Annotated in this window: 19 protein-coding genes and 4 pseudogenes; 14 read left to right on the top strand and 9 right to left on the bottom strand. The window is 42.0% G+C overall.

What is annotated here, in order from left to right:
* The first annotated feature begins 40 nt into the window (after positions 1-40).
* Both leuS and H6G48_RS07640 read left to right on the top strand, forming a co-directional pair.
* On the top strand, positions 41-2,593 hold the full coding sequence (leuS, locus tag H6G48_RS07645; protein WP_190720649.1) for a leucine--tRNA ligase: 2,553 nt from the start codon (positions 41-43) through the stop codon (positions 2,591-2,593).
* 128 nt (positions 2,594-2,721) lie between these two features.
* Entirely contained in the window at positions 2,722-3,096 is a 375-nt protein-coding gene (locus tag H6G48_RS07640; RefSeq protein WP_123231189.1) for a hypothetical protein, read from the top strand.
* On the opposite strand, the gene H6G48_RS07635 is transcribed toward H6G48_RS07640, so the two are convergent.
* Entirely contained in the window at positions 3,093-7,847 is a 4,755-nt protein-coding gene (locus H6G48_RS07635) for a tetratricopeptide repeat protein (RefSeq protein WP_423202535.1), read from the bottom strand. The genes H6G48_RS07640 and H6G48_RS07635 overlap by 4 nt on opposite strands.
* Positions 7,848-8,122: 275 nt before the next feature.
* Here H6G48_RS07635 and H6G48_RS07630 point away from each other — a divergent pair, with 275 nt between their 5' ends.
* Positions 8,123-8,368 (top strand): DUF1902 domain-containing protein, encoded by a 246-nt coding sequence (locus H6G48_RS07630; RefSeq protein WP_002761282.1) that lies wholly within the window; start codon positions 8,123-8,125, stop codon positions 8,366-8,368.
* Positions 8,369-8,566, top strand: coding sequence for a type II toxin-antitoxin system HicA family toxin (locus H6G48_RS07625; RefSeq protein ID WP_104396363.1), 198 nt, complete (start codon positions 8,369-8,371; stop codon positions 8,564-8,566).
* A gap of 35 nt (positions 8,567-8,601) precedes the next feature.
* Here H6G48_RS07625 and H6G48_RS07620 read toward each other — a convergent pair whose 3' ends face one another.
* Positions 8,602-8,895 (bottom strand): DUF433 domain-containing protein, encoded by a 294-nt coding sequence (locus tag H6G48_RS07620; RefSeq protein WP_002761286.1) that lies wholly within the window; start codon positions 8,893-8,895, stop codon positions 8,602-8,604.
* 236 nt (positions 8,896-9,131) lie between these two features.
* Between H6G48_RS07620 and H6G48_RS07615 the strand changes: the two genes are divergently transcribed.
* Together H6G48_RS07615 and H6G48_RS07610 are read left to right on the top strand one after the other, a co-directional pair.
* A complete protein-coding gene (locus H6G48_RS07615; protein ID WP_190720643.1) occupies positions 9,132-9,365 on the top strand; it encodes an antitoxin family protein in 234 nt (77 codons plus the stop codon).
* A complete protein-coding gene (locus H6G48_RS07610) occupies positions 9,352-9,798 on the top strand; it encodes a PIN domain-containing protein (protein ID WP_002761289.1) in 447 nt (148 codons plus the stop codon). Before H6G48_RS07615 ends, H6G48_RS07610 begins: the two co-directional genes overlap by 14 nt.
* A gap of 50 nt (positions 9,799-9,848) precedes the next feature.
* Here the strand turns inward: H6G48_RS07610 and H6G48_RS07605 are convergent, their stop codons facing one another.
* Positions 9,849-10,013 carry a hypothetical protein gene (locus H6G48_RS07605; protein WP_174236767.1) on the bottom strand — a complete coding sequence of 55 codons (165 nt, stop codon included), beginning with the start codon at positions 10,011-10,013 and terminating at the stop codon, positions 9,849-9,851.
* Between the two features lie 129 nt (positions 10,014-10,142).
* A pseudogene (locus tag H6G48_RS27625) lies at positions 10,143-10,235 on the bottom strand (type II toxin-antitoxin system HicA family toxin); the annotation flags it as partial.
* Positions 10,236-10,482: 247 nt separating this feature from the next.
* Here H6G48_RS27625 and H6G48_RS07600 point away from each other — a divergent pair.
* Positions 10,483-11,146: pseudogene (locus H6G48_RS07600) on the top strand (IS1 family transposase); the annotation flags it as partial.
* A 133-nt stretch (positions 11,147-11,279) separates the two neighbouring features.
* Positions 11,280-12,230 carry an NAD-dependent epimerase/dehydratase family protein gene (locus tag H6G48_RS07595; RefSeq protein ID WP_061432678.1) on the top strand — a complete coding sequence of 317 codons (951 nt, stop codon included), beginning with the start codon at positions 11,280-11,282 and terminating at the stop codon, positions 12,228-12,230.
* Positions 12,231-12,358: 128 nt separating this feature from the next.
* On the opposite strand, the gene H6G48_RS07590 is transcribed toward H6G48_RS07595, so the two are convergent.
* Positions 12,359-13,300 (bottom strand): DUF1517 domain-containing protein, encoded by a 942-nt coding sequence (locus H6G48_RS07590; RefSeq protein ID WP_190720639.1) that lies wholly within the window; start codon positions 13,298-13,300, stop codon positions 12,359-12,361.
* Between the two features lie 285 nt (positions 13,301-13,585).
* Between H6G48_RS07590 and H6G48_RS07585 the strand changes: the two genes are divergently transcribed.
* The 3 genes from H6G48_RS07585 to H6G48_RS07575 all read left to right on the top strand — a co-directional run bounded on the left by H6G48_RS07585 (position 13,586) and on the right by H6G48_RS07575 (position 16,994).
* Positions 13,586-14,845: a phosphopantothenoylcysteine decarboxylase domain-containing protein gene (locus H6G48_RS07585; protein WP_190720636.1), complete on the top strand. Its 1,260-nt coding sequence runs from the start codon at positions 13,586-13,588 to the stop codon at positions 14,843-14,845.
* Positions 14,846-14,888: 43 nt separating this feature from the next.
* On the top strand, positions 14,889-15,188 hold the full coding sequence (locus tag H6G48_RS07580) for a 2Fe-2S iron-sulfur cluster-binding protein (protein ID WP_190720631.1): 300 nt from the start codon (positions 14,889-14,891) through the stop codon (positions 15,186-15,188).
* Positions 15,189-16,037: 849 nt separating this feature from the next.
* Positions 16,038-16,994, top strand: a complete 957-nt coding sequence (locus tag H6G48_RS07575) for an RNA polymerase sigma factor, RpoD/SigA family (protein ID WP_002761297.1) — start codon at positions 16,038-16,040, stop codon at positions 16,992-16,994.
* A gap of 108 nt (positions 16,995-17,102) precedes the next feature.
* On the opposite strand, the gene H6G48_RS07570 is transcribed toward H6G48_RS07575, so the two are convergent.
* The 3 genes from H6G48_RS07570 to ureA all read right to left on the bottom strand — a co-directional run bounded on the left by H6G48_RS07570 (position 17,103) and on the right by ureA (position 18,709).
* Positions 17,103-17,978 (bottom strand): S-methyl-5'-thioadenosine phosphorylase, encoded by an 876-nt coding sequence (locus H6G48_RS07570; RefSeq protein WP_190720628.1) that lies wholly within the window; start codon positions 17,976-17,978, stop codon positions 17,103-17,105.
* An 82-nt stretch (positions 17,979-18,060) separates the two neighbouring features.
* Positions 18,061-18,387, bottom strand: coding sequence for an urease subunit beta (locus H6G48_RS07565; protein WP_002738732.1), 327 nt, complete (start codon positions 18,385-18,387; stop codon positions 18,061-18,063).
* A 19-nt stretch (positions 18,388-18,406) separates the two neighbouring features.
* A complete protein-coding gene (gene ureA, locus H6G48_RS07560; RefSeq protein ID WP_125730725.1) occupies positions 18,407-18,709 on the bottom strand; it encodes an urease subunit gamma in 303 nt (100 codons plus the stop codon).
* Between the two features lie 168 nt (positions 18,710-18,877).
* Here ureA and H6G48_RS07555 point away from each other — a divergent pair.
* Positions 18,878-19,243, top strand: a pseudogene (locus H6G48_RS07555) (IS4/Tn5 family transposase DNA-binding protein); the annotation flags it as partial.
* Here H6G48_RS07555 and H6G48_RS07550 read toward each other — a convergent pair.
* A pseudogene (locus H6G48_RS07550) lies at positions 19,243-19,821 on the bottom strand (formylglycine-generating enzyme family protein); the annotation flags it as partial. The pseudogenes H6G48_RS07555 and H6G48_RS07550 overlap by 1 nt on opposite strands.
* Before the next feature lie 138 nt (positions 19,822-19,959).
* Between H6G48_RS07550 and H6G48_RS07545 the strand changes: the two are divergent.
* Together H6G48_RS07545 and H6G48_RS07540 are read left to right on the top strand one after the other, a co-directional pair.
* On the top strand, positions 19,960-20,247 hold the full coding sequence (locus H6G48_RS07545; protein ID WP_242034569.1) for a DUF4258 domain-containing protein: 288 nt from the start codon (positions 19,960-19,962) through the stop codon (positions 20,245-20,247).
* Positions 20,240-20,473, top strand: coding sequence for an antitoxin (locus H6G48_RS07540; RefSeq protein WP_190720623.1), 234 nt, complete (start codon positions 20,240-20,242; stop codon positions 20,471-20,473). The genes H6G48_RS07545 and H6G48_RS07540 overlap by 8 nt, the downstream gene beginning before the upstream one ends.
* Positions 20,474-20,557: the final 84 nt, after the last annotated feature.

The following is a 20,557-nucleotide window of genomic DNA, read 5'->3' as shown; positions in this document are numbered from 1 at the left end:
AAATGGGAGGGATAGATACAACTCAGGAGAAAAGACCCCAGTGCCGTACAACCCCGCAGAAATCGAACAGAAATGGCAGAAGATTTGGCAGCAAATGGGATTGGACAAAACCCCAGAAAACGCCGATAAACCGAAATTTTACGCCCTCTCCATGTTCCCCTATCCATCGGGCAACCTGCACATGGGTCACGTTCGCAACTATACTATCACCGATGTGATTGCCCGTCTGAAAAGAATGCAGGGTTATCGCGTGCTGCATCCCATGGGGTGGGATGCTTTTGGATTACCCGCAGAAAATGCCGCTATTGAAAGAGGAGTTCCTCCGGCAAAATGGACAGACCAAAATATTGCCCAGATGAAACGGCAATTACAACAGTTAGGATTATCTATCGATTGGGAAAGAGAAGTTGCCACCTGTTCCCCGGAATATTATCGTTGGACCCAATGGCTATTTTTACAGTTTTTTGAATCAGGATTAGCCTACCAAAAAGAAGCGGCAGTGAATTGGGATCCTATCGATCAAACTGTCTTGGCCAATGAACAGGTAGATAGTGAAGGAAAATCTTGGCGATCGGGTGCTAAAGTAGAAAGAAAATTACTCCGGCAATGGTTCCTAAAAATCACCGATTATGCCGAACAATTACTCACTGATTTAGATAAACTTACCGGTTGGCCAGAACGGGTTAAAACCATGCAGGCCAACTGGATTGGTAAATCGGTAGGTGCTTATTTAGAATTTCCTCTTGTTAACTCCACAGAAAAAATTGCCGTTTTTACCACTCGTCCCGATACGGTTTATGGAGTCACTTATGTGGTACTTGCTCCCGAACATCCCTTAACTTTACAAGTTACCACTCTTGAACAAAAATCGGCCGTAGAAACTTTTATTCAAGAGATAGCCAGCGAAAGCGAATTAGAAAGAACCTCCGAAGATAAACCCAAACGCGGTATTAAAACCGGAGGAGTGGCAATTAATCCTTTTACCGGTGAAGAAATTCCGATTTTAATTGCTGATTATGTCCTCTACGAATACGGGACAGGGGCAGTGATGGGAGTCCCGGCTCACGACAGTCGCGATTTTAAATTTGCTCGGGAAAATAACCTACCAATTAAGATAGTTATTACTCCAGAAAGTGGCGAAATTGAGTTAAAAGAGTCCTACACAGAAGCGGGAATTATGATTAATTCCGCTCAATTTAATGGACTTAATTCTACAGCAGGAAAAACCGCTATTATTGATTATGCCACTGCCCAAGGTTACGGCAAAGCTAGAATACAATATCGCCTCCGGGATTGGTTAATTTCCCGTCAAAGATATTGGGGTTGTCCGATTCCAGTTATCCACTGTCCTAACTGTGGAACCGTGCCAGTACCTATCGATAATTTACCCGTTACTTTACCGGAAAATGTCGAATTTAGCGGTCGAGGTGCTTCTCCTTTAGCCAAATTAGAAGACTGGGTAAATGTGGATTGTCCTCGCTGTGGAACTCCCGCAAAACGGGAAACGGACACCATGGATACTTTCATCGATTCTAGTTGGTATTTCCTCCGTTATACCGATGCTAAAAATGAAGATATACCCTTTCAATTCGAGAAGGTTAATGATTGGATGCCCGTGGATCAATACGTCGGAGGAATCGAACACGCTATCCTACATTTACTCTATTCTCGTTTCTTTACCAAAGTTTTAAGAGACCGAGGTTTAGTTAATGTCGATGAACCTTTTAACCGTCTGTTAACCCAGGGAATGGTACAGGGATTAACCTACAAAAATCCCGAAACTGGCAAATATGTCCCCGCAGAAAATGTTATCTATAAAGAGGATAAATATTGCGATAAAGACACGGGGGAAGTTCTATCTTTCTTCTTTGAAAAAATGTCTAAGTCGAAATATAACGGCGTTGATCCTCTGAAAGTCCTGGAAAAATACGGGGCCGATACTGCCCGAATGTTTATACTTTTTACCGCACCCCCAGAAAAAGATTTACAGTGGGATGATGCGGGGGTAGAAGGACAATTTCGCTTTCTTAATCGGGTGTGGCGTTTAGTCAGCGAATATATTGAAAATAAACCCAAGCAAGTCAAAAAAATAGAGACTTTCTCGAAAACTGACAAAGATTTAAGACGGGCAATTCACACCGCTATTAAAGAAGTCTCCGAGGATTTAGAAGGAGATTATCAATTTAATACCGCCATTTCCGAATTGATGAAACTCAGTAACGCTTTAGGGGATAATAAGTGTTTTGAATCCCCCATTTATCGGGAAGGAATCGAAACCCTATTAATCTTACTTTCCCTCTTTGCTCCCCATCTTAGCGAAGAATTATGGCAAGCTTTAGGCCATAGCCAATCAATTCACCTGCAACCCTGGCCAAAAGTTGATCCTACTGCCCTGATTGTGGACGAGATTACCCTTGTCATCCAAATTTTGGGAAAAACCAGAGGCACGATACAAGTTCCCGCTAGTGCCGATAAAAGCACCCTAGAAACCCTCGCCCTGGAATCAGAAATCGCCCAACGTTATTTAGAGGGCAAGGAAATCAAAAAAGTGATTGTTGTCCCGGGCAAATTAGTTAATTTTGTCGTGGTTTAAATGACAGTAATTATCACAATGGTAGGGAATTAAGAACTTTTTCAGTTATCAGTGACCAGTTAGATTAACACTTTAGATGGCAAAATAGAAACTATACAATCAGTATTGTCTGTAAATAAGAACAACCTATGAATATTGAATCAACTAAAGTTACTCCCGAAGAAATTGCTCAGTTTCGCGCTGAATTGGCAGATAATCTAAGTGCGATCGCTGCTTTGGATGCGATTGATGAGTGCGACGGTTATCTCAAGTATGCTATACCCTTACTGCTAATGCGAGAAACTGGTACAGAACCAGATAGATCTATCGGTGATTTACTGAAAAAATGCCGCCAATTTATCTGTCAAGAGGAAGTTAGAGAAGCTTTGGAATCTGGAATGATTGCACCAGCAATAGAACCAATTTCTATGGGTGCTGGTATTCCTCCAGGTGTGGCAACAGCTATCGGTATTTGTGCTTTTAAGTTGGGTATGAAAAAGGTTTGTGCTAATCTTGAAACTTAAATCCCTGTAGCGATAAAACCTGCCCAGTAATAAGGACTTATAAAAGGATGTGGTTTGCGCTGTTTTATTTGTTTCAATGATTCTTTATATAGTGGACGCTGTTCTGGTTGCAATAAGGCAAGATGTTTGTCCATTTGTGGCTGATATTGCTCCAGAAATTTGTCCAATTCCTCAATGGTTAAATTCTGTAACCAATTTTGTGCCATTTTCAAAGCAACTGGTACAGAAACTTGCTGATTCTCATCAAATAAAATCTCATATAATTTAATCATCAAGAAGGAGGTTGATAGGTCATTAACTGTCCATAAACTACTGACAACGCTGGGACTTCCCGCAAACATAAAACCACTGGGTAAACCGATATATTCATCACTGATAGAGTTTATATCAATCATGCCAGTTTCGCAGGCAGAAAGGGTGATAAGGCGGCATTTATTCAAGCGCAGTTCAAAGATTTCGCCTAATGTTAAGGGTTCTTTATTGGCTAATAATAAGGCGGATTCAAGGGGATTAGCTGGGTTAAAGCCTCCATGACAGGAGAAGTGATAACAGTGGTTATCTGAGGATTTGAGATGGGGAAGAACAGCGTTTTTAGTGGCGTTATCTTGGGCGATAACTTGAGGTTCAGTAAAGAAAGTTGAGAGGATATTAACTTCTAAGTCAGTGTAAGATAAGTCTTTAGTGGGGTTTTGAATAGCGAACAGTTTATTAAAGTCGGAATGGTGAAAACTTTGGGAAATTTTTTGCAAGATTTGACAACTGGGGGCATATTGTACACCCTTCGGAAATAAATCTTGTAATTCTGATCCCCCCGTTGCCGACTCCCCACTTTTTAAGGGGAGTTGGGGGGGATCAACAGGTAAGGCGTGCAAGGGTAAGATGTGTAGAAACAAATGGGGGATAATAATTAAGCGTTGACAAGTATCGGGAATGAGGGCAAGAATATCATTAATATGCAGAATATCAGCAAAAGTCTGTAAGAGGTTAGATAGTTGATTTCTCCATTCTTGCTTGCCATTTTTGGAGTAGTAAAGCTGTCGATAATTACTGAAGGTATCAAAGAATTGCTTTATATCATCTTCGGAAGATTGCCAATATTTAACATCTCCATCAGCAGACACGACAAAAGCGAGTATTTTCTCCCCTGTAATGTACCATTGGAGCAGACAAGTTTCGGCATCAGTTAAAGCCTGAATCTCTGTAAATGCGATCGGCTCAACTTTTTGAGTGAGGCTAAAGAGAGGATCTTTAATTTCTCTTGCAATAAAATTATCTAAGTCTTGTTGATATTCCTCCAAATAACTGTGATCTTGAACGTAGGGATTTAGAATATAACTACCTATTAGATTCTGGTTAATGCTTTGATGTTGTAAGCGAATTTGTTCATTAAAAACTCTTTGCTTTAATTCATTTAATTGGGCAATAATTTCTTGACTAATGCCTTGGGGGTGTAGATTTTTCTGGCTGATTAATTCCACCAGATTACGCCCTTTACTGCGTTCAATATATTCTAATGCTTTCTCTGGCTGATTGAGGTTAAGATGGGCTTGCACAATACCATAAAAAACATCAATAGCACTGGATAAAACTTCTTGACGATCTTGGGGATTTAATGCTTCTAAGCGAGCATTTTCGACAGCTTCAATAGCGCGGTGACAGGCTTCTGTGGCAGGTTGCCATTGTTTTTGATCGTAGTATAGTTTAGCTAAATTACGGGCAGTTTGTAAACAATTCTGGGGAAATGCGTCAGAAGTAAAAACTTTCAAGGCTTCTGTATAACAGGCTATCGCCCATTCTAAATTCTCGGCTTTCTCCCCTCTGATTCTGTCACCGTAAGCAAAAGCGAGATTATTTTGCGTCAATGCCCAATTCTGGGGAAATGCGTCAAAAGTATAAACTTTCAAAGCTTCTTGGTAGGCAGTGATCGCCCTTTCTAAATTCTCGGCTTTCTCCCCTCTGATTCTGTCACCGTAAGCTAAGGCGAGATTATTCTGTGTCCTTGCCCAATCCTGGGGAAATGCGTCAAAAGTATAAACTTTCAAGGCTTCATTCAAAGCAGTGATTGCTCTTTCTAAATTCTCGGCTTTATTCCCTTTGATTCTGTTACGGTAAGCTAAGGCGAGATTATTCTGTGTCAATGCCCATTCTTGAGGAAATGCGTCAAAAGTCCTCACTTTCAAAGCTTCTTGGTAGGCAGTGATCGCTCTTTCTAAATTCTCGGCTTTATCCCCTCTGATTCTGGAATAGTAAGCTAAGGCGAGATTATTCTGTGTCAATGCCCATTCTTGAGGAAATGCGTCAAAAGTATAAACTTTCAAGGCTTCATTCAAAGCAGTGATTGCTCTTTCTAAATTCTCAGCTTTCTCCCCTCTGATTCTGTCAAGGTAAGCACCAGCGAGATTATTCTGTGTCCTCGCCCAATCCTGGGGAAATGCGTCAAAAGTACAAACTTTCAAGGCTTCATTGTAAGTGGTGATCGCTTTTTCTAAATTCTCAGCTTTCTCCCCTCTGATTCTGTCATGGTAAGCATTAGCGAGATTACTTTGCGTCGTTGCCCATTCTTGGGGAAATGCGTCAAAAGTATAAACTTTCAAAGCTTGATTCAAAGTAGTGATCGCTCTTTCTAAATTCTCGGCTTTATCGCCTCTGATTCTGTCACTGTAAGCTAAAGCGAGACTATTTTGTGTGTTTGCCCAATCCTGGGGAAATGCGTCAAAAGTCAACACTTTCAAGGCTTCCTGGCAAGCGGCGATCGCTATTTCTAAATTCTCGGCTTTCTCCCCTCTGATTCTGGAATAGTAAGCAGTAGCGAGATTATGCTGTGTACCTGCCCATTGTTGTGGAAATGTCTCAAAAGTCCTCACTTTCAAGGCTTCCTGGTAAGCAGTGATTGCCCTTTCTAAATTCTCGGCTTTCTCCCCTCTGATTCTGGAATAGTAAGCAATAGCCAGATTATTCTGTGTCCTTGCCCAATCTTGGGGAAATGCCTCGAAAGTATAAACTTTCAAGGCTTCCTGGTAAGCGGTGATCGCCCTTTCTAAATTCTCAGCCTTCTCCCCTCTGATTCTGTTACGGTAAGCATTGGCGAGATTATGCTGTGTCCCTGCCCAATCCTGGGGAAATGCGTCAAAAGTATAAACTTTCAAGGCTTCCTGGTAAGCGGTGATCGCCCTTTCTAAATTCTCAGCCTTCTCCCCTCTGATTCTGGAATAGTAAGCACCAGCAAGATTATTCTGTGTCATTGCCCAATCCTGGGGAAATGCGTCAAAAGTATAAACTTTCAAGGCTTCCTGGTAAGCGGTGATCGCCCTTTCTAAATTCTCAGCTTTCTCCCCTCTGATTCTGTCAAGGTAAGCACCAGCGAGATTATTCTGTGTCCTCGCCCAATCCTGGGGAAATGCGTCAAAAGTACAAACTTTCAAGGCTTCATTGTAAGTGGTGATCGCTTTTTCTAAATTCTCAGCTTTCTCCCCTCTGATTCTGTCACCGTAAGCACCAGCGAGATTATTCTGTGTCAATGCCCATTCTTGGGGAAAAGCGTCAAAAGTATAAACTTTCAAGGCTTCATTGTAAGTGGTGATCGCCCTTTCTAAATTGTCGGCTTTCTCCCCTCTGATTCTGTAAAGGTAAGCAGTAGCAAGATTATTCTGTGTCCTTGCCCAATCTTGGGGAAATGCGTCAAAAGTATAAACTTTCAAGGCTTCCTGGCAAGCGGCGATCGCATTTTCCAAATTCTCGGCTTTTTCTCCTCTGATTCTGTTACGGTAAGCTTCACCGAGATTATTCTGTGTCCTTGCCCAATCTTGGGGAAATGCGTCAAAAGTATAAACTTTCAAGGCTTCATTGTAAGTGGTGATCGCCCTTTCTAGATTGTCAGCTTTCTCCCCTCTGATTCTGTTAATGTAAGCAGTGGCGAGATTATTCTGTGTTCTTGCCCAATCTTGGGGAAATGCCTCAAAAGTTAAAACAGTTAAGGCTTCATTGTAAGTGGTGATCGCCCTTTCTAAATTCTCGGCTTTGTTCCCTTGGATTCTGTAAAGGTAAGCAGTAGCAAGATTATTCTGTGTCCTTGCCCAATCTTGGGGAAATGCCTCAAAAGTTAAAACAGTTAAGGCTTTATAGTAAGCGGCGATCGCCCTTTCTAAATTCTCAGCTTTGTTCCCTTTGATTCTGTCAAGGTAAGCAGTAGCAAGATTATTCTGTGTCGTTGCCCATTCTTGGGGAAAAGCGTCAAAAGTGGCAATAGTTAAGGCTATTTCACAACCTGTGATGGCAATTTCTTGGTTGGCAGCGATGTTGCCGAGGGGAAATTGTTGGATTAAGTTACTGAAATTGAAAATATGCACAGCGATAGAATAAGCTTGTTTTGAATTAACTTTCGTTAATGTCTCTCTCGCCCAACTGTCTAGGATTTGCGCTAAATTATCATCCAACTTATCAAGATTCTGCGCCCAGAAGGGATAAATTACTTGAGGGTTAGGATTTTCAGAAATTTTTCGTAATGTCTCCATTAGGAAATTGAGATAATCTTGTTGGTTAGGTATTTCAACGTCAAGAGTTACTCCTTGTGACGGTTGATATACGAAACGAGAGGCAGAGGATCGGTTAAACGATTCTATTTTCCGTCTAAATGCAGGAAAGATAAGCGTTAAGATTCCCAAAGGAATACCAATAAAGATAATAGACAGAAGAATTATAAAACTTCTCAAAAGTCTGCCTAAGAGTCGTAAAATCATTGAGAGTAGTCGCATTTAGTTATCTCCTATCTTTATTGATATTAAATCAGAGGGATGATAGCCGAGAGAAATCCTAGTCAGTCAAATAATCAAAAAAATCATAATTTAGACAGGATTGGGCGCGTTGTTCATTCATAGCGTGGTAGATGGTGGCGGTTAATTCAGTTATAAGCGATTCCTCGGCAATCATCAAGAGTTGGGGATTGGTGGTAAGATTGTCAGAAAAGCGATCGCACTGTATAATCTTAATTGATATATAAGCTAATTCTACTCACTTGAACTAAATAATCATGAATCAAAAACCGTACCAAGTAGAAGCATTTTGGGATCGAGAGGCGCAAGTGTGGGTAGCAGAGAGTGAAGATATTCCCGGATTAGTCACCGAAGCTGATACCATCGAAGCTTTAACAGCTAAATTACGACAGATAATTCCAGAATTATTACAACTCAATCATCTAATTACCATTGAACCTCAAAAAGCGATAACTTTTGAACTCATTAGTCATCGTCAAGAATCAATTGAGTGCGGTGTTTAGATGGCTACTTCTTTAACACCTGCATTAAAAAAAATGCTCTCAGCAGCCGGATGTTATTTTGAACGTCAAGGTAAAGGAGATCATGAAATTTGGTATAGTCCTCTGACAGAAAGAAGGTTTGTCGTTGATAATACTATTAAATCACGCCATACTGCCAATGCAGTTTTGAAACAAGCCGGATTATCTAAAGCCTTTTGAACGGTGTGGAATCTTCATCCATATATAAGCTAATTCTACTCATAAGAAGAAGAATAATGTAATGCTTCAAGGCGATCTGCTTCGGCGGCTTCGGCTATAATTTCTGCTTCTATTGTTTCTTTGTTAGTATGATAGTAAGTTAGAGCGGCATAAACTTGTGCCAAAGAAAGATGAGGGATTTCATCGGCAATTTCTTCAGGACTATATCCTAACTTATACCAGATCACTATTCTTCGTACAGTAACAGCAGTTCCCGCGATAATAGTACAACCTCCATGAATTTTGGGATCGCTTTTTATGAAAGTGCCAATATTGATATCTGTGAACATAACTTTCTCTGATTCATTCTCAACTAATTAAACTACATAGGATTCTATGCTTTTATCACCATTCTAGCATAGCCCAAGCATTGGTCGGGGTAGGGGATTGAATGGGGAGATTATCAGAATTCTATCACAGGGACGATAGCCGAAAAAAATCCTAGTCAATCAAACAATCAAAAAAATCATAATTTAGACACAATCATCGGTTAAAATAAGAGTAATTTAGAATTAAGGATTGAGTTATGCCGCAACAAACCTGTGAAGCCGTCTTTGAAAATGGCGTTTTACGTCCTCTTAGTAATCTCCAACTCAATGAAGGACAGTGCGTTAAACTCACTATAGCATCCAATTCAACTTCCCAGCTTACTCCCCAAAAATGGTCAGAAACGGGGATAATCGCCCAGTTAACAGCAAATCCGATTAAAATTGAAGATTTCCATCCTCTTACCAGAGAAGAAGCCAATGAACGCTGGTGAATCTCAACCCTTCTTTATTGATTCTAATATTTGGCTGTATCGCTTCATTGTTAATTGTAGCGATCCTAATGCCATCCCTAAGCAACAAATAGCGACAAATATTACGAATCAAGAAAACTTGATAATTAGTACACAAGTTGTCAATGAGGTTTGCTCAAATTTAATCCGCAAAGCAGGGTTTAATAATTTACAAATCCAAAATCTACTTGAAGAATTGACACAAGGGTGTGAAATCTTACCTGTCTCCCTCGAAACGCTTGAGTATGCCGTGAAATTACGAGATCGCTACTTAATTTCATTTTGGGATAGCCTGATTGTTGCTAGTGCAGTTTTAGGCGATGCAACTATTCTCTACTCAGAAGATATGCAAGATGGTTTAATTATCAATAATAGCTTACAGGTTATCAATCCCTTTAAGGATTTAAACTCTTAAAAAGATCATTAATGATAACTATAGCGTTTATCATAAAAATGAAGTGTAACCTAATCTCGAAAAACTGCTTTTTTAGCCTCTTCTAAATCGTCATCACTGATCCCAACATCTTTCCATAAACCCTTAATTTGAGTCTGATGATGAATGACCATTTTTTTTAAGGCTTCTAATTCTTCCTGAATGACTTGAATCCGAAGTAGAACATATTGACTCATGGCAAATAATACCCTTACTCTTTGATTTGAGGGATGATAGCCGAGAGAAATCCTAATCAGTCAAATAATCAAAAAAATCATAATTTAGACAGGATTGGGTGCGTTGTTCGTTCATGGGTTGAGATTGTTTTATAAAAGTTTTTTAAATTCTTCAATAGTTAATCCCGAACCTTTAATAATTGTTCCCATTGTATAGGCATTAATTGGATTAGCCCTTGGAATAGGGTAGGTAATGATTCGGTAGTAGTGGCGTAGCCCTCTTGCTTACCTGGTATGAATTGTGTAAAATATTTATTAATAAAAATAATTGGAACCCGATCAGTCTTTAAACCTCTAGCTTGATCATGACTTTTCTGATAAATATCTTTTTCTGGCTCCTGTCTGGCTTACTCAAATATCAGTCTAGCACCGAACAAAATACCCCCTTCACCTCTATTCCCCTGTCAAGCGTTGTGGTTCTCACCATACTATCAAGAATGGTTCTATTCATAATGGAAAACCCAAACGTCAATGTAAAGAATGTGGTCGTCAGTTTGTGTTCAATCCCACTAATAAAACCGTCTCTGACGAAACCAAACAATTAATTGATAAACTCTTGCTCGAACGAATTTCCTGACGAGGAATTGCTAGAGTAACAGGGGTAAGTTGGTCATGGTTACAAAACTATGTCAACAATAAACTGGCGGCTTTCCCCCGTCAAATAAAGGTTTCGGACAAACCAAAAGGTAAATTGTTTATAGAATGTGATGAGATGTGGTCTTTGGTTTTTTCTAAGACGATAAAGGTTTATATTTGGCGGTTAATTGATAGAAAGACAAGGGAAATTATTGGTTGCTATGCGCGGAGATAGGAGTCGTCAATCAGCCAAAAAACTTTGGGTCTAGTTTACCCGGTGTTTACCGACAATGTGCGGTTGCTTACACAGACTTTTGGGAGTCCTATAAGACAGTAATTCCTAGTAAACGTCATCGACCGGTCGGAAAAGAAACTGGTCAAACTAATCCTATTGAAAGATTAAATAATACCTTTCGACAAAGGATTTCTCGGCTGGTGAGAGAGAGTCTATCTTTCTCTAAAAAAATGGAGAATCACGTTGGGGAGCCCTTTGGTATTTTATCCATGACTACAATGCACAGCAAAGCAAAGGATTAAGCCGCCATCACTACTACCGAATCACCACCGGGGGAGATTCTGCTAATCTAAGAATAAGCAGTTTAAATGCGTCTTAGCTTACAATCGATACAAAATATCAACGACTAGGATTAAATGGCTACTCATATTGTTACTGGTGTCGCGGGTTTTATCGGTTCTAACTTGGCACAAAAGCTTTTAGAACAAGGAGATCAGGTGATCGGTATCGATCAATTTAACGATTATTACGACCCCAGTTTAAAGCGCAAAAATGCCCATATTCTAGCAAAATATCCCGAATTTAAGTTAATTGAAGCGGATATACAAGCCCTTGACTGGCGACAACTGTTGCAAGGAGTAGAAGTATTATTCCATCAGGCAGCCCAAGCGGGAGTCAGAGCAAGCTGGGGTGATGGATTTCGTCAATATACCGAAAGGAATATAAATGCCACTCAAATTATTCTTGAGGCCGCTAAAGAAACCCCGTCTTTACAACGGATGGTTTTTGCTTCCACTTCCTCGGTGTATGGCAATGCGGAGACGATGCCGACTCCCGAAACCCTTTGTCCCCAACCAGTTTCACCCTACGGCATCACCAAATTAGCGGCAGAAAGACTCTGTTGGCTATATCACCAGAATTTTAACGTTCCCGTCACTGCCTTGCGTTATTTCACCGTTTATGGACCGCGGCAACGTCCCGATATGGCTTTCCATAAGTTTTTTCAAGCAGCGATCGCAGGTAAACCGATCGGCATCTACGGAGATGGCAAACAAACCCGTGATTTTACCTTTATTAGCGATGCTGTAGCCGCTAATTTAGCCGCTGCCCTAGTGCCGGAAGCGGTGGGGGAGGTGTTTAATATTGGTGGTGGTAGTCGCGTGGTATTGTTGGATGTCTTGGATACCATGGCAAAAGTCATCGGTAAACCTATCGAGCGATCGCATCAAGGACTCGCCCGGGGAGATGCCCGTCACACCGCCGCCGATGTCACCAAAGCCCGTACTATTCTAGGTTATAATCCCCAAGTCTCTTTAGCCGAAGGATTAGCCCAAGAATGGCAGTGGATTCAGGAATTATATTGTTAATGGTTAGGGTGTGTTAGGGCATCGTGACACACCTAAAAATCCCATCACGGGAGCAATTGCTTAATAATCAAAAAATCTCCCCATAAAAGGGAGATTTTGGCCAATATCTAGGGTTATACCCCGACAAATTACACCAATTTCAGATCGGGATAATTGGCGAGAATGTCGTCTTGACTGAGAATATCACCCTCGCTTTGAGGAGTCCAAATCACTTCTACCGCTAAAAGTCGATCGCCTCCCATACTACCAATTTGTTGCAGGGCTTGTTTCAAGTCTTGGGAATCATTAATTTTGGCTAGAGAAAATTTACCGACAATGCCGGCTAAAATAGTCACCAAAATATAGCCTTCCGGTGCGGTTTTAGCTAATTCCCCAGCCGATTCGGGTAAAATATTTTCTTGAGAACCTTGACGCAGTTGATTATTGTAATTAGTTAAGGTTTCCGCCGTTAGTTTACCGCGTTCGTTGAGAGACCACTGATTAAACTTCGCTTCTGCACTGCTGAGGCTGGTTTGTTGGCAATCGACGTTACCATAAACCCAGTATTCCGGATGACGTAACAGGGCGAGGGCCGATTCTTGTAAGACTTCGACGCGTCCCTCGGAGGTGCTAGTATCCACAGTTAGGGCGATTTGATTTAATTCTTGTTGCAGATAACGGGCATTAGCCAACAAACCCACCTGTACTTTAGCCACGGAGACGGTTTCATAACCGGATTCTATCGTCATACCGTTTTCATCACTGCCTCCACCATTACGGAAAGCATTAACGAGGAAATTGGCAATAGCAAAAAAGATTAACAGAGAAATTAAGCCACCGCCACCACCACCCCAAAAGAAGGGTAAGAGGAAGGGAAAACCAATACCTCCACCGTAACCGGGGGAACTGTAACCACCACCTCTAGAAGGGCTAATACTGCGACTAGGGGCGCGAAAACTACCGCCCCCCATTCTACCCCCCGATGCCGCCAAAGCACTGGAAACATTGCCTAAAATCAGCGTTGTCACTAATCCTAGAACTAATAGCGGCTTGGCAAGCGATCGAACTCTAGTTAAAATTTTGTCAATCATAAGAACACCGAAGCAACCCTTTATTTACTAGGATAACCAGTTTCTCCCTCAGGGATAGACAAACCCCGAATAGGGATAACCGAATCAGTGATCAGTTATCAGTTAGTAAGGTGTTGGGTATGGAGATTTTAGGGTTTTGGGGTTTTGGGGTGTTGAGTATGGTTGAAATTTCCCCATCTCCCCCCGCAACGCGCACGAAGTGGTCTCCCCCCGCAACGCGCACGCAGTGGTCTCCCCACTCCCCACTCCCCACTCCCCACTCCCCATCTCCCAACCCCCAAATTTATGACTTGGAATTTCTCTTCTCCGACGGATTCGCCATTAAGCGATCGCGAAGTACCCTTAGAAAGTCATCATCTCTGGGGTAAACGTATTGCTTTACTGGTGACAGGAGGGATTGCGGCCATGAAAGCGCCGCTAATTGCCCGATCTTTGCGGAAATTCGGGGCTACAGTCGTGGCTTTTGTCTCGGAAGAAGCTTTAAGATACGTCACTAAGGAAGCTTTGGAATGGAGTACGGTTAATCCCGTAATTAGCCAATTAACGGCAAAAGCAGAACATTTAAGCGATCAATCTCCCTTTGATCTTTATTTAGTCGCCCCCGCTACCTATAACACGATTAATAAGTTTCGTTACGGAATCGCTGACGGAGTGATCACTTCATGCTTGGCCTCGGCCTTGGGACGACAGGAAAAGGGAAAAACTAAAATTCTGCTTGTCCCCACCATGCACGGCAGTTTACATAATGCTATTCTGACCGAATCTTTGCAAACTCTCGATCGCTGGGGAGTCCAGATTATGTCACCCCGGGATGATTACGGTAAGCACAATCTCCCCGGGGAAAAAGAGATTACCGTAGCAGCCTGTGGGATTCTCAGTAATTCTGTCCTGAAAAATAGGCCGATTTTAGTCACTGGTGGACCCACACCCGTTATTATCGATAATATTCGTCGTTTAACCAATCGTTTTACCGGACAATTAGGAGTCGCTATTGCAGAAGAATTGTACCTGCGCGGGGCAAAGGTGCAATTAATCCACGGACGCGGCAGCTATACACCTCCCGCTTATTTACCCCATGAAATTATTGAAACTTATGACGAGTATCTAGGGAAGGTTATGGGAGAATTAGGCAGTAAAGATTATAAATTTGGGATTTTTTCGGCAGCAGTGGCAGATTATCGCTTAGAAAGCCCTTTTTACGGCAAAATTCCCAGTGGTGGGCAGTTAAATCTTAATTTTGTGCCGACGGAAAAAGTGATTGACAAGGTGAGAGAAAAATTTCCCGATTTAGAGATGGTCACTTTCAAGTATCAGGAAGGAGTCAGTCAGGAGGAGTTACTGGAAATCGCCCGTAAACGCCTAGAAAAGGGCTATCAGGCCGTCATTGCTAATAGGGGTGAGGAAAAGGGCGATCAAGGGGAACAGGTGGCTTATTTGGTCACAAAAGCGGCATTGGGGAAATTTATCGGCAAAAAAGCGATCGCTATTGGCATCGCCGAATATTTAGAACAGCGAGCCAAAAATGTTACAATCAAAAAAATTTAATATTTTTTAATATTAATTTGCAAAAATTTAGGGTAACACAGTCATGGGTAACATCAAGTTCGTCAAAGAGAATAAGATCGTGGTAGCGGCAGATGGAGCGAATTTACGAGAGAAAGCAATCCAGAATGGCGTTGATATCTACACTTTTGGCGGTAAATTGATGAATTGTGGCGGTTACGGTCAGTGTGGTACTTGTATAGTGGCAATTGTCGAGGGGATGGAAAATCTCTCGGCCAAAACCGACTTTGAACAGCGCTGTCTGAAGAAAAAACCCGAAAATTATCGTTTAGCCTGTCAAACCAGCGTTAATGGCCCTATTAGCGTCCAAACTAAACCAAAATAGCATTTAAGCGTCATGCCCCACCCCCAGCAACGCACCGGTGGGGAAGGTGCGGCGATTAGAACCATTGAGGCGTTCGATACCGGTGAAAATTGCCAGACAATATCACATAATTCCCTGAGCGACTTTTTCAGCAGACCCTAATTTATGTCTTGGGAAGACATCTCAGCGGATTTTTGTGATTTTTTCGCTGCTTTTTTGCCAGCCAAGGGCTGACAATCAAGAGATTTGCTAGAAAATATCGGCTTTACTGCATTTAAACTGCCTATTGGACATTTTAGTACAAAAGTACGAACTTCCTCTGATACCAAATCCCTTTTTAATAGTGTGATTAACTCTCAAGTTATGAATTGTTTCTCCCCACACCCCACACCCCACTATCCTATACTTTTTAAACAGGATTTAGTATGACTACTCCCCTCACCGCTCAGATAGCGATCGCTATCTGAGAAAGTTGCTCATTTTGTCATCTAGATTGCATCCTGATTGGAAACCTTTGGGTAATCTATGGGTACAGATACTCAAACCTCCCCTTCATCGGTGCGTTCCCAATAGGGATAATTTTTTTTCTCATAAACTTTACAATATTTAATAATTGTTGTAATATTGGTTAAACAACCAAGGTTCTTACTACTTGCCATTTATGCCCATAAACTCTATATATAGCCAAAAAAAGGACTATAGAGGCAATTAAATCTTCAATTAGATTTCTCTCTATCCTTGAGTAATCACTTACTAATCTCTTTACAAAACTAGAAAAAACCCTGATAGCATCTCCTTAACTGCCCCTGGGGAAGCGATCTGAAAAACGCCATCAATCCCTGAATATCAACCCTCAACCGACGCGCACTCATGAAAACCTCGAAAAACCCCACCGATCCAGTTCGCGCCTATCTCAGAGAAATTGGCCGAGTTCCCCTTCTCACCCATGAAGAAGAAATTCTCTACGCAAAACAGGTGCAAAGATTAATTTTTCTCGAAAAAATCAAGGAATCCCTAAGGGCGAAACTCGGCAGGGAACCCAGCGATCGCCAATGGTCAGAAGCGGCGGAAATTAGTGAAGAACAACTCCGTCGAGAATTGGGGGCAGGGGATTTCGCCAAACGCAAGATGGTAGAAGCGAACCTGCGTCTAGTGGTTTCCGTCGCTAAAAAATACCTAAAACGCAATCTAGATCTATTAGACCTCATCCAAGAGGGAACGATTGGGATGCAAAGAGGTGTGGAAAAATTCGATCCCACCAAAGGCTATCGCTTCTCCACCTATGCTTATTGGTGGATTCGCCAAGCCATCACCCGGGCGATCGCAGAAAAAAGTCGCACCATCCGTCTGCCCATCCACATCACCGAAAAACTGAATAAAATCAAAAAAGCCCAGCGTCAACTAGCTCAAGATAAAGGTCGCGCCGCCACCATTGCCGAATTAGCCGAGGAATTAGACCTAACTCCCAAACAGGTGCGAGACTACTTGGAAAGGTCTCGTCAACCCCTTTCCCTTGACTTAAAGGTGGGGGACAATCAAGACACGGAATTAGGGGAACTCTTGGAAGATACGGGACTTTCCCCCGAAGATTACACTGCCTATTCTTCCCTCCAAGTGGATTTGGAAAAACTGATGGCAGACCTCACCCCTCAACAAAAAGAAGTGATTTGTCTGCGTTTTGGTTTAGATAATGGGCAGCCCCTCACCCTAGCAAAAATTGGCGTTCGACTCAATATCAGTCGTGAACGCGTGCGTCAGATCGAACGAGAAGCGATCGCTAAATTAAGAAAACGCAAGGGCAACATCAGAGAATATCTAGCTAGTTAAGCTAGAAATAACCTAGAATTTGGGTCAAATTGAGCGTCTGGATAACAGCGAGAAAAATGACCCATTTCTAGATTCATCGGCGACTTTTCTCCGCTCTTATTTCTCTATTTATTCAAGATATTTTTTCAAAAAGAGAGCTAATTTTTCTTTAGTGGCGACGGGAACAGAATCTAGACGGGTAAGAATAGCGTATTTAAGGGCAGAATGAGCGGCGGAAACGGGAGGATTAGCTGCCAGACGACGCACCGTTTCTTGAATAACTTTTTGGGCATTAATAGCGTTATGGTGGAGATTTTCGATCACCATTTCTACCGTGACATGATCGTGGTCGGGATGCCAACAATCGTAATCGGTAACTAGGGCTAAGGTAGCGTAGGCAATTTCCGCTTCTCGGGCTAATTTGGCCTCGGTTAAATTGGTCATACCGATCACGGTTGCCCCCCAACTTCTATAGAGATTTGATTCCGCTTTAGTAGAAAAAGCCGGCCCTTCCATACAGAGGTATGTACCGCCGCGATGCAAGGTAACTTCCGGTAGGTTTAAACTAGCGACGGCATCCCCTAAAATTTCGGCTAATTGGGGACAAATGGGATCACCAAAGGCAACGTGGGCAACAATTCCCTCCCCAAAAAAAGTCGCTGTTCTCTCTTTAGTTCTGTCAATAAATTGAGCGGGAATGACTAAATCTAGGGGTTTAACTTCGGCTTTTAGGGAACCAACGGCCGAAGCGGAAATAATATATTCAACCCCTAATTGTTTGAGAGCGTGAATATTAGCTCGAAAGGGTAATTCGGTCGGTAAAAAATGGTGATTTCTGCCATGACGCGCTAAAAAGGCGACTTCTGTTCCCTCTAAAGTACCGAGAATTAAAGTATCAGAAGGAGAACCAAAAGGAGTAGCGAGGGATACTTCCCGCACATCCTTGAGGGCATCCATTTTATATAAACCACTGCCGCCAATGATGCCAATTTTTACCGTCGTCATAGTCTTGGAAAGAATTAGTTATCGTTGCCTTGATTTTACCATAATTGAGCGATCGAACTGTGATAATTTTTCCGTCAAGGCCTTACTTTTTCTTTTTCTTACCCTTGAGGGAACCATTAATTAAACCATTAAAGCCATAAATTTCTTCAGTTCCCGCGATGGTAACTAATTCCACCTCTTTCGTGTCTCCCGGTTCAAATCGAACTGATGTACCCGCGGGAATATTCAGATGGGTTCCTTTGGTTAATTCCCGCTGGAACTCCAGGGCCTGATTAACTTCATAAAAATGATAGTGGGAACCCACTTGAATCGGTCGATCGCCTGTATTAGCCACAGAAATACGCAGGGTGTCGCGACCGACATTAATCTCGATCGCCCCGGATGGTGTGATAATTTCTCCCGGAATCATAACTGCTAAAAATCTCCTGTTAGTGAATGGGATTGTGAACGGTAACTAATTTAGTACCATCGGGAAAAGTCGCTTCGATCTGCACTTCCGTAATCATTTCCGGGATACCTTCCATTACCTCCTCGCGAGTTAATAAAGTAGTGCCGTAACTCATCAATTCAGCCACGCTACGACCTTCCCTAGCACCCTCGAGGATGGCGGCGCTAATATAGGCGATCGCTTCGGGATAATTTAACTTGATACTGCGATTTTTGCGTCTTTCGGCGAGCAGTGCCGCCGTGAAAATGAGTAATTTATCTTTTTCTTGGGGCGAAAGTTGCATAGATAGGCCTTTTTTCACACAGATGCTAGGGTTATTGTAGTTCTTGGCCGGGTAGTTGTAGCGATCGAGTTGTGAAAATTTATCAAAAAGAGAAGAAACTTAAAAAAAAGGGAAACGATTGATAGGTATAGTTTTGAAAGAAGGAATTAAGGTGGAGGTAAGCAAAAAATGGAGAAATGGGCAGCCCAAGAATTACAGTATGCAGACCTAGGGGACACGAGAAGAAAGAAAAGGTTAATCAGTATCGTGGAAAACTTGGCTAGCCAATCTAGTACAAGTGTTCAACAAGCTTCGGGAAATCTAGCCGCCGCCAGTGCTACCTACGACTTTTGGAATTCACCCTATTTTCACCCCTCAGATCTAATTCCCGCCCAAGCCAAAAGTACAGTAGAAAGAATCAAAGAACATCCAATAGTTTTGGCAGTTCAAGACACAACCAGTTTAGACTTTACGACGCAAAAAGCCAAAAAGGGAATGGGTTATCTAGATTGTAAAACATCCTTTGGTCTCAAAGTTCATACCACATTAGGAGTGCCTTTTGGTCCCCTTCCATAATTTCCGGGATCAACTTTTTTGTCTGTTTCCCAATCAGTTCCTCTGTAATTAGCCAAATCTGTGGTAATCGTCTCCCCAAAATGAAAGGCGGTTGTTGTCCCCGCTCTACAGGCATATTCCCATTCTGCCTCACTCGGTAGCCGATATTCCCGTTTTGTTTCCCTTGATAATCGTTTACAGAATTCTGTTGCTTGCTCCCAGTTGACCTGTTCTACGGGTCTTGTCCATCTATCCTGCTCTTGATATGGCTCTTTGAAGTTGGAAGGCTCCAGTTCTAGATCGATGTCTATTTTAGCAGTTGCGGCGATCGCTGGCCACTGTGCTTTGGTGATGGGATAGCGTCCCTTGAAAAAAGCTGAAATATTAACGGTGTGTTGAGGACTTTCTCTTTGAAAATAGTCTAGATCGTATTCTTTACAGAGTCTTTCTATTTCTTGATCTGGGGTTCCCATCTGGAAGGAACCGCTAGGGATAAGCATCATGTCGAGATTAATGCCTTCCCCTAAATTCTCGGTGTAATATTGTGCTTCTCGCTGCTGTCGTCGAATGATTAATTTAGTCATGTTTAATGGAGTCAGGTAACGTCCCAAGTTGTCATTTCTGAGCCTGACTATAGCGGTTCCCAGCATGAGAATTGCTAGATCGTCGTCAGACCAAAGATTGACATTGACTGTACAATGTCAGAAAATAGGCGCATGAAAACAATTCGGTGGAGTCAAGAAGAAAATAGGCAACTTCAAGCAGAACGAGGACTAAAGTTTGAGATGGTGCTGGCGGCAATAGAGCGAGGAGATGTACTTGACGATATTGTGCATCCCAATTTCACTAGATATCCTCATCAAAGAATAATGGTGGTGAGAATTGGTGAATATGCTTTTTTAGTTCCCTATGTCGATTCGTCCTCGGAACTCTTTCTTAAGACTATCATCCCTTCTAGAAAAGCAACTAAGAAATATCTCGGATATAAAAATAATCATGACTAAGTTAACTCCTGAAGAAAAAGATATCCTCGAATCCTATGACAATGATGAGTGGGTTTCTGTGGCAACGCCGGCTAGAATGGCTGAGTTGAAGTCCTATGCTAAGGAGACCCTGGCTAAAGATAAAAAAATTACTTTACGTCTGTCTTCCCTAGATTTGGAAGCACTTCAAGCTAAGGCAATAGAGGAAGGTATCAACCAGGGAGCATCTCACCTTTGTAATAAGTAGAAATGCTTAATGAACTCAATAAAAAAGTTAAAAAAGGCAACCATTTAGATAGGCAGAGCGATGACGAAGGACTTGCGGTACATT

This window comes from Microcystis flos-aquae FACHB-1344 (genome assembly GCF_014698375.1).
Lineage (GTDB): Bacteria > Cyanobacteriota > Cyanobacteriia > Cyanobacteriales > Microcystaceae > Microcystis > Microcystis aeruginosa.
Note: the sequence above shows the minus strand (reverse complement) of the source record. Positions and strands in the feature narration are given on the sequence as shown.